The sequence below is a fragment of the endosymbiont of Riftia pachyptila (vent Ph05) genome, assembly GCF_000224455.1.
In the GTDB taxonomy this organism is placed as follows: domain Bacteria; phylum Pseudomonadota; class Gammaproteobacteria; order Chromatiales; family Chromatiaceae; genus Endoriftia; species Endoriftia persephonae.
Genome location: NZ_AFOC01000150.1, coordinates 1 through 5139, shown reverse-complemented (window position 1 = coordinate 5139; position 5139 = coordinate 1). Strand labels below are relative to the sequence as shown.

Below are 5139 nucleotides of genomic sequence, written 5' to 3'. Positions count from 1 at the left end.
GTGACGAGTTCCACAACTGCTGGAGCGGCGACTGCCAGAGCGATGCAGCTGAACTGCGCTCGCAGATCGAGGCGATCGCCGCCCAAGTGGCACCGACCCCGGTCGATCCGGCGCTGGTGCTGAGCAAGGCGCTACAACTGGGCGACGGTGTGATCGCCAGCGGTGGCAGCCGTTATGAGTCAAACCAGATCGCCCTCTACGAATTCAAGATCGGTGAGGGGACGACAGTCTATGACACCAGCGGTGTCGAACCGGCGCTCAACCTCACTCTCAGTGGTGATGTCAGCTGGGTCAGTGGCTGGGGGCTGAACTTTGCCGGCGGCAAGGTGCAGGGTTCTACCAGCGCCAGCCGCAAGCTAATCGAATTGATCCAGGCCACCGGCGAGTACTCCATCGAGGCCTGGGTGGTGCCAGCCAACGTCACCCAGGAGGGGCCGGCGCGCATTGTCAGTTATTCCGGCGGCGTCGACACACGCAATTTCACCCTGGGCCAGACCCGCTACAACTATGACTTCCTGCAGCGCACCGAGCAGACCGAGGCGGACGGCGAGCCGGGCCTCTCCACCGCCGATGCGGATGAGCGGCTACAGGCCGCCGAGCAGCATATCGTATCAGCTTTGACCCGATCAATGGCCGGCGTATCTACGTCAACGGCCAGTTCACCGGGGATCTTGATCCGCTGCCCGGCGGTAGCCTGATCGACTGGGATGACAGCTTTGCCCTGGTGCTCGGCAACGAGGTCTCCGGCGATCGCCCCTGGCTCGGCAAGCTGAGGCTGCTGGCGATCCACAACCGCGCACTCACTCCGGAACAGATCGCCCGCAACCAGGCCGCCGGGGTTGGCGAGAAGTTCTTCCTGCTGTTCAGCATCAGTGAGCTGGTCGGGCTGCCGCAGAGCTACATCCTGTTTGAGGTGAGCCAGTTCGACAGCTACAGCTATCTGTTCAACCAGCCGCGCTTCATCAGCCTGGATGCGACGGTGCAGCCGAGCAACAGCCCTCTGGCCGGCATGCGTATCGGCATCAACGGCCACGAAGCGGTGGTGGGGCAGGTCTACAGCAATCTCGACCTGCGCCTCGGCGGGTCCGCCTACTCGCCTGAACAGGGGCAGCTGCTATCGCCGCTGGGCACCATCATCGCCAGTGAGCGGGGTGTGGCGGGGGATGAATTCTTCCTCAGCTTCGAGCGCCTCGGCAGTCACAGCCATGTGTTTACCGAGCCGATGCCGCTGGCTCCGCCACCGCCCGTCGATGGTGAGCCGCAGTCGGTGATCGGCCTGCGCACCTTCGATGAGATCAACGCCAGCATGGCGGAGCTGACCGGCGTCAGCCCGAGTCAGTCGGAGGTGCGTGCCACCTTTGACAGCGTCAAGCAGCAGTTGCCGGCGGTGGAGAAGATCGGCGGTTTCCTCTCCGCCCATCAGGTGGCGGTGTCGCAGCTGGCGATCGAATATTGCAACGCACTGGTGGAGGACCAAGCCCTGCGCAGCAGCTACTTCCCTGGTTTCCCCTTCGACAGCGAGCCCCAGAGCGCCTTCGCCGGTGACCGGGCGTTGATGCTTGATCCGCTACTGAGCCGGATGCTCGGTGGCGGTCTGGCCGATCAGCCCGCCGAAGCGGAGGCCCGTGCCGAACTGAATCAGCTCACCGATCGGTTGACTGCCTGCGGTGTCAGCTGTGAGGCGGGGCGCACCGCCACGGTGGTCAAGGCCAACTGCGCGGCACTGCTCGGCAGTGCGGTGATGCTGCTGCAATAACCCGGACACAATGATGAAACGACGACTCAGGAACCTCTCCCCGGATGCGCCGCTGCTCTACCCGGACCACCCTCGCCCGATCAGCCGGCGTGACTTCATTCGCCAGGGGCTGGCTGCCGGGCTGGGGGCGGTGACCGCGCCGGGCCTGTTTGGCCTGTTTGCCAATCCGCGCCAGGCCAGTGCTGCTCTCTCCAGCGATCTGCAGGCGCTCAAGCAATCCTGTGGTATTGCGGTGCAGGGGGCCGGCAAGATCCCCTTCATCTGTTTCGACCTGGCTGGCGGCGCGAATATCGCCGGTTCCAATGTGCTGGTGGGCCGTCAGGGTGGTCAGCGCGACTTTCTCACCACCGCCGGCTACAGTCGTCTCGGCCTGCCCGGTGACATGATCCCGCCGCTGAGCAATCCCGATACTGGCTTCAGTGACTTCATCAACAGCGACCTGGGGCTCGCCTTCCACAGCGACAGCGCCTTTCTGCGCGGTATTCTGGAGCGGGTTTCGCCCGGTACCGCCGCCAGTATCAACGGCGCGGTGATCCCGGCGCGCTCCGACAACGACACCGGCAACAACCCCCACAATCCGATGTACGGCATCAACCGCGCCGGTGCCGACGGCGAGCTGCTGACCCTGATCGGCTCGCGCAACTCCGAGTCGGGCGGCAATTCGGTGGCGCCGCCGGCGCTGATCGATCCCGCGCTGCGTCCCACCAAGGTTGATCGCCCCAGCGATGTCACCGGTTTGGTCGATACTGGCAAGCTGGTGGGGCTGCTTAGCCAGGATGATGCGGTGGCGGTGATGGAGTCGATCCAGCGCATCAGCGAGATGCGACTCGGCCGGGTCGATACCCAGGTCAGCAGCGATGCTGTGCTCAAAGAGCTGGTGCGCTGCGGCTATGTGAAGAGCGCCGACCTGGTGGACCGTTACGGTGATCCGGCAGCGCTCAACCCCTCCATCGACCCCGATATCGTCGGGCCGATCTTCAGCCAGGCCGAATATGACGACGAGGCTGAGTTTCGCAAGACCGCCGCGGTGATGAAGCTGGTGCTCAACGGCTATGCCGGGGCTGGCACCATCACCATGGGCGGCTTTGACTACCACACCGGCAACCGGGCGGTGGGTGAGATCCGTGACCTGCGCGCCGGGCGTTGCATGGGGGCCTGCCTCGAGTATGCCGCGCGGCTCGGTGTACCGCTGATGCTCTACTGCTTCAGCGATGGCTCGGTGGCCAGCAACGGCAGTCTCGACAACTCGGCAGAGGGGCGTGGCAAGGGCGTCTGGACTGGCGACAACTCCTCCACCGCCGCCTCCTTTTTTCTCGTCTACAACCCGGCAGGGCGTCCGGCACTGCTCGGCGCCAGCCCGGAACAGCAGGCGCAGCATCAGCAGATTGGCTTCTTCCGCGGCGATGGCTCGGTGGAAACCGCCTCCGCCCCGGCGGCCAACAACGTCAACCTGCTGGTAGAGACGGTGGTGCTCAACTACATGGCGCTGCACGGTGAGCAGGGCCGCTTCGGCGGACTGTTCCCCGGTCACGGCCTGGGCAATGCGGCACTGCTCGACCGGCTCACCGCCTTTCAACCCATCGTCAGCGGGACCCTCTGATATGCCGATGCTCTACCGACTGCTGTTGGCGGTGATGCCGCTAATTTTGTTCCTTGCCATTTCGAAGTCAATCTCAGGCCGCAGAGCCGGCTGATCTGCAGGGGGAGGTGCGGGCGCTGAAGAAGGCGGTGCTGGCGCTCAATCGGGATCTCTTCCTGCTGGAAGAGGAGCTGCTGTTCCCCGGCCACACTCAGGTCTCGGTGTTCCTCTCCCTCGATCTCGGCGATTACTTCAGTCTCGACTCGGTGCAGCTGAAGATTGACGACAAGGAGCTGGCCAACCACCTCTACACCAAGCGGGAGCTGGCGGCGCTGCGCCGCGGTGGGGTGCAGCGGCTGTTCCTTGGCAACCTGAAGAGCGGTGAGCATGAACTGGTCGCCTTCTTCACCGGTGTTGGCCCCTCCGGCCGCGACTATCGCCGCGCCACCAGCCTCAAGTTCAGCAAGGGGATCAGTCCCAAGCTGCTGGAGCTGCGCATCGTCGATCTGGAAGCAAAACAGCAGCCGGAGTTCAGCGTGCGGGAGTGGGAGTGAGTCGGCCAGCTTTCATCGCGCGACTGGGCGCGCTCTGTTGACGGTAGCGCTGGGAGGCGTCGTACTGGCTGAGTCGGCACCACCCAGCGCCGGGGTGCGCGACCTGCATTATGGGGAAGCGCTGTTTCAGCTCTTCCAACAGCGCAACTTCACTGCCATCACCCATCTGCAGATGGCCCAGGCGCAGGGGCTGATGCAGGCCCAGGGTGATGAGCCGGCGCTGATCCTGGGTGGGCTCTATCTCGCCTATGGTCTGCACGAAGGCGGAGCCGCTGTTTGAACGCCTGTTGGAGCGGGCGGCGAAACCGGTGGTGCGTGACCGGGCCTGGCTGCAGCTGGCACGGCTGCACCAGCAGCAGAGGCGCACAGAGCGGGCGGCTACCGCTTTCGAACAGATTGGCGAGGCCCTGCCCGAGCCGCTGCAGCACCAGCGGCGCGAACTGGCCGGCCTGATTGCGCTGGCGCAGGGTGCCTGGCTTGGCGGCAGCGCAGCTGCAGAGCACAGCTGAGGATGACGATTGGCAGGGTTTTCACCTCTTCAACCGGGCGCTGGCAGAGTTTGGTCAGGGGCGGCAGCAGGCGGGCCGAGCACTGCTCCAACAACTGAGCCAGCTCGATGCCGACGACGAAGAGCACCGTGCCCTGCGCGACCGCGCCAACCTGCTGCTCGGTCTGCTGTTGCTCGAGGCGGGGGAGAACGCCGCCGCCCAAGCGCCGTTGCAGCGGGTGCGATTGCAGGGTATCCACTCCAACCGGGCGCTGTTGGCGCTGGGCTGGGCCGCCTTCCGCCAGCAGCAGTTTGAACAGGCGCTGAGTCCCTGGCAGGCGCTGGCAGCACGCGCTCCGGCGGACCCGGCGGTGCAGCAGGCGCTGCTGCTGATCCCCCAGGCGTTGCAGCAGTTGCAAGCGGAGAGTGAGGCGCTGAAGCGCTACCGTCAGGCGCTCGACAGCTATAAACAGGAGTTGGCTGCGCTGGATCAGGCGCTGCAGGCGGTGGCTGGCGGAGCGCTGCTGCCAACGCTATCGCTATCGACGAGACCAGTTCTGTCGGCGATCTGCCGCCGGCGGCTGACCCGGTGCTGCAGCGCCGTCTGTTCGATCTGCTGGCACAGCACCGTTTCCGCCAAGCCTATCAGGACTATCTTGATCTGGGCTTTCTGCATACCAATCTCAGCCATTGGTCCGCCACCATCGAGAGCTACGATCAGATGCTGGCAGTGCGCCAGAGCGCCTACACTCGACAGCTGCCG

5 protein-coding genes and 2 pseudogenes are annotated in these 5139 nt (G+C 64.9%); all 7 read left to right on the top strand.

Going from position 1 to position 5139, the window contains the following annotated elements; all coding sequences use genetic code 11:
* Nucleotides 1-698, top strand: a pseudogene (locus RIFP1SYM_RS18445) (LamG domain-containing protein); the annotation flags it as partial.
* Complete coding sequence (locus tag RIFP1SYM_RS16640) at nt 611-1756, top strand: LamG-like jellyroll fold domain-containing protein (RefSeq protein WP_338063192.1); 1146 nt, start codon at nt 611-613, stop codon at nt 1754-1756. The pseudogene RIFP1SYM_RS18445 and the gene RIFP1SYM_RS16640, both read left to right, overlap by 88 nt.
* A gap of 10 nt (nt 1757-1766) precedes the next feature.
* Nucleotides 1767-3356 carry a hypothetical protein gene (locus tag RIFP1SYM_RS15615; RefSeq protein ID WP_005966609.1) on the top strand — a complete coding sequence of 530 codons (1590 nt, stop codon included), beginning with the start codon at nt 1767-1769 and terminating at the stop codon, nt 3354-3356.
* Nucleotides 3357-3409: 53 nt separating this feature from the next.
* Complete coding sequence (locus RIFP1SYM_RS15610) at nt 3410-3889, top strand: hypothetical protein (protein WP_005966607.1); 480 nt, start codon at nt 3410-3412, stop codon at nt 3887-3889.
* 37 nt (nt 3890-3926) lie between these two features.
* Nucleotides 3927-4169 (top strand): hypothetical protein, encoded by a 243-nt coding sequence (locus RIFP1SYM_RS15605; RefSeq protein ID WP_139042178.1) that lies wholly within the window; start codon nt 3927-3929, stop codon nt 4167-4169.
* Complete coding sequence (locus tag RIFP1SYM_RS15600; RefSeq protein ID WP_039960763.1) at nt 4138-4398, top strand: tetratricopeptide repeat protein; 261 nt, start codon at nt 4138-4140, stop codon at nt 4396-4398. The genes RIFP1SYM_RS15605 and RIFP1SYM_RS15600 overlap by 32 nt, the downstream gene beginning before the upstream one ends.
* Nucleotides 4367-5139: pseudogene (locus RIFP1SYM_RS15595) on the top strand (hypothetical protein); the annotation flags it as partial. The gene RIFP1SYM_RS15600 and the pseudogene RIFP1SYM_RS15595, both read left to right, overlap by 32 nt.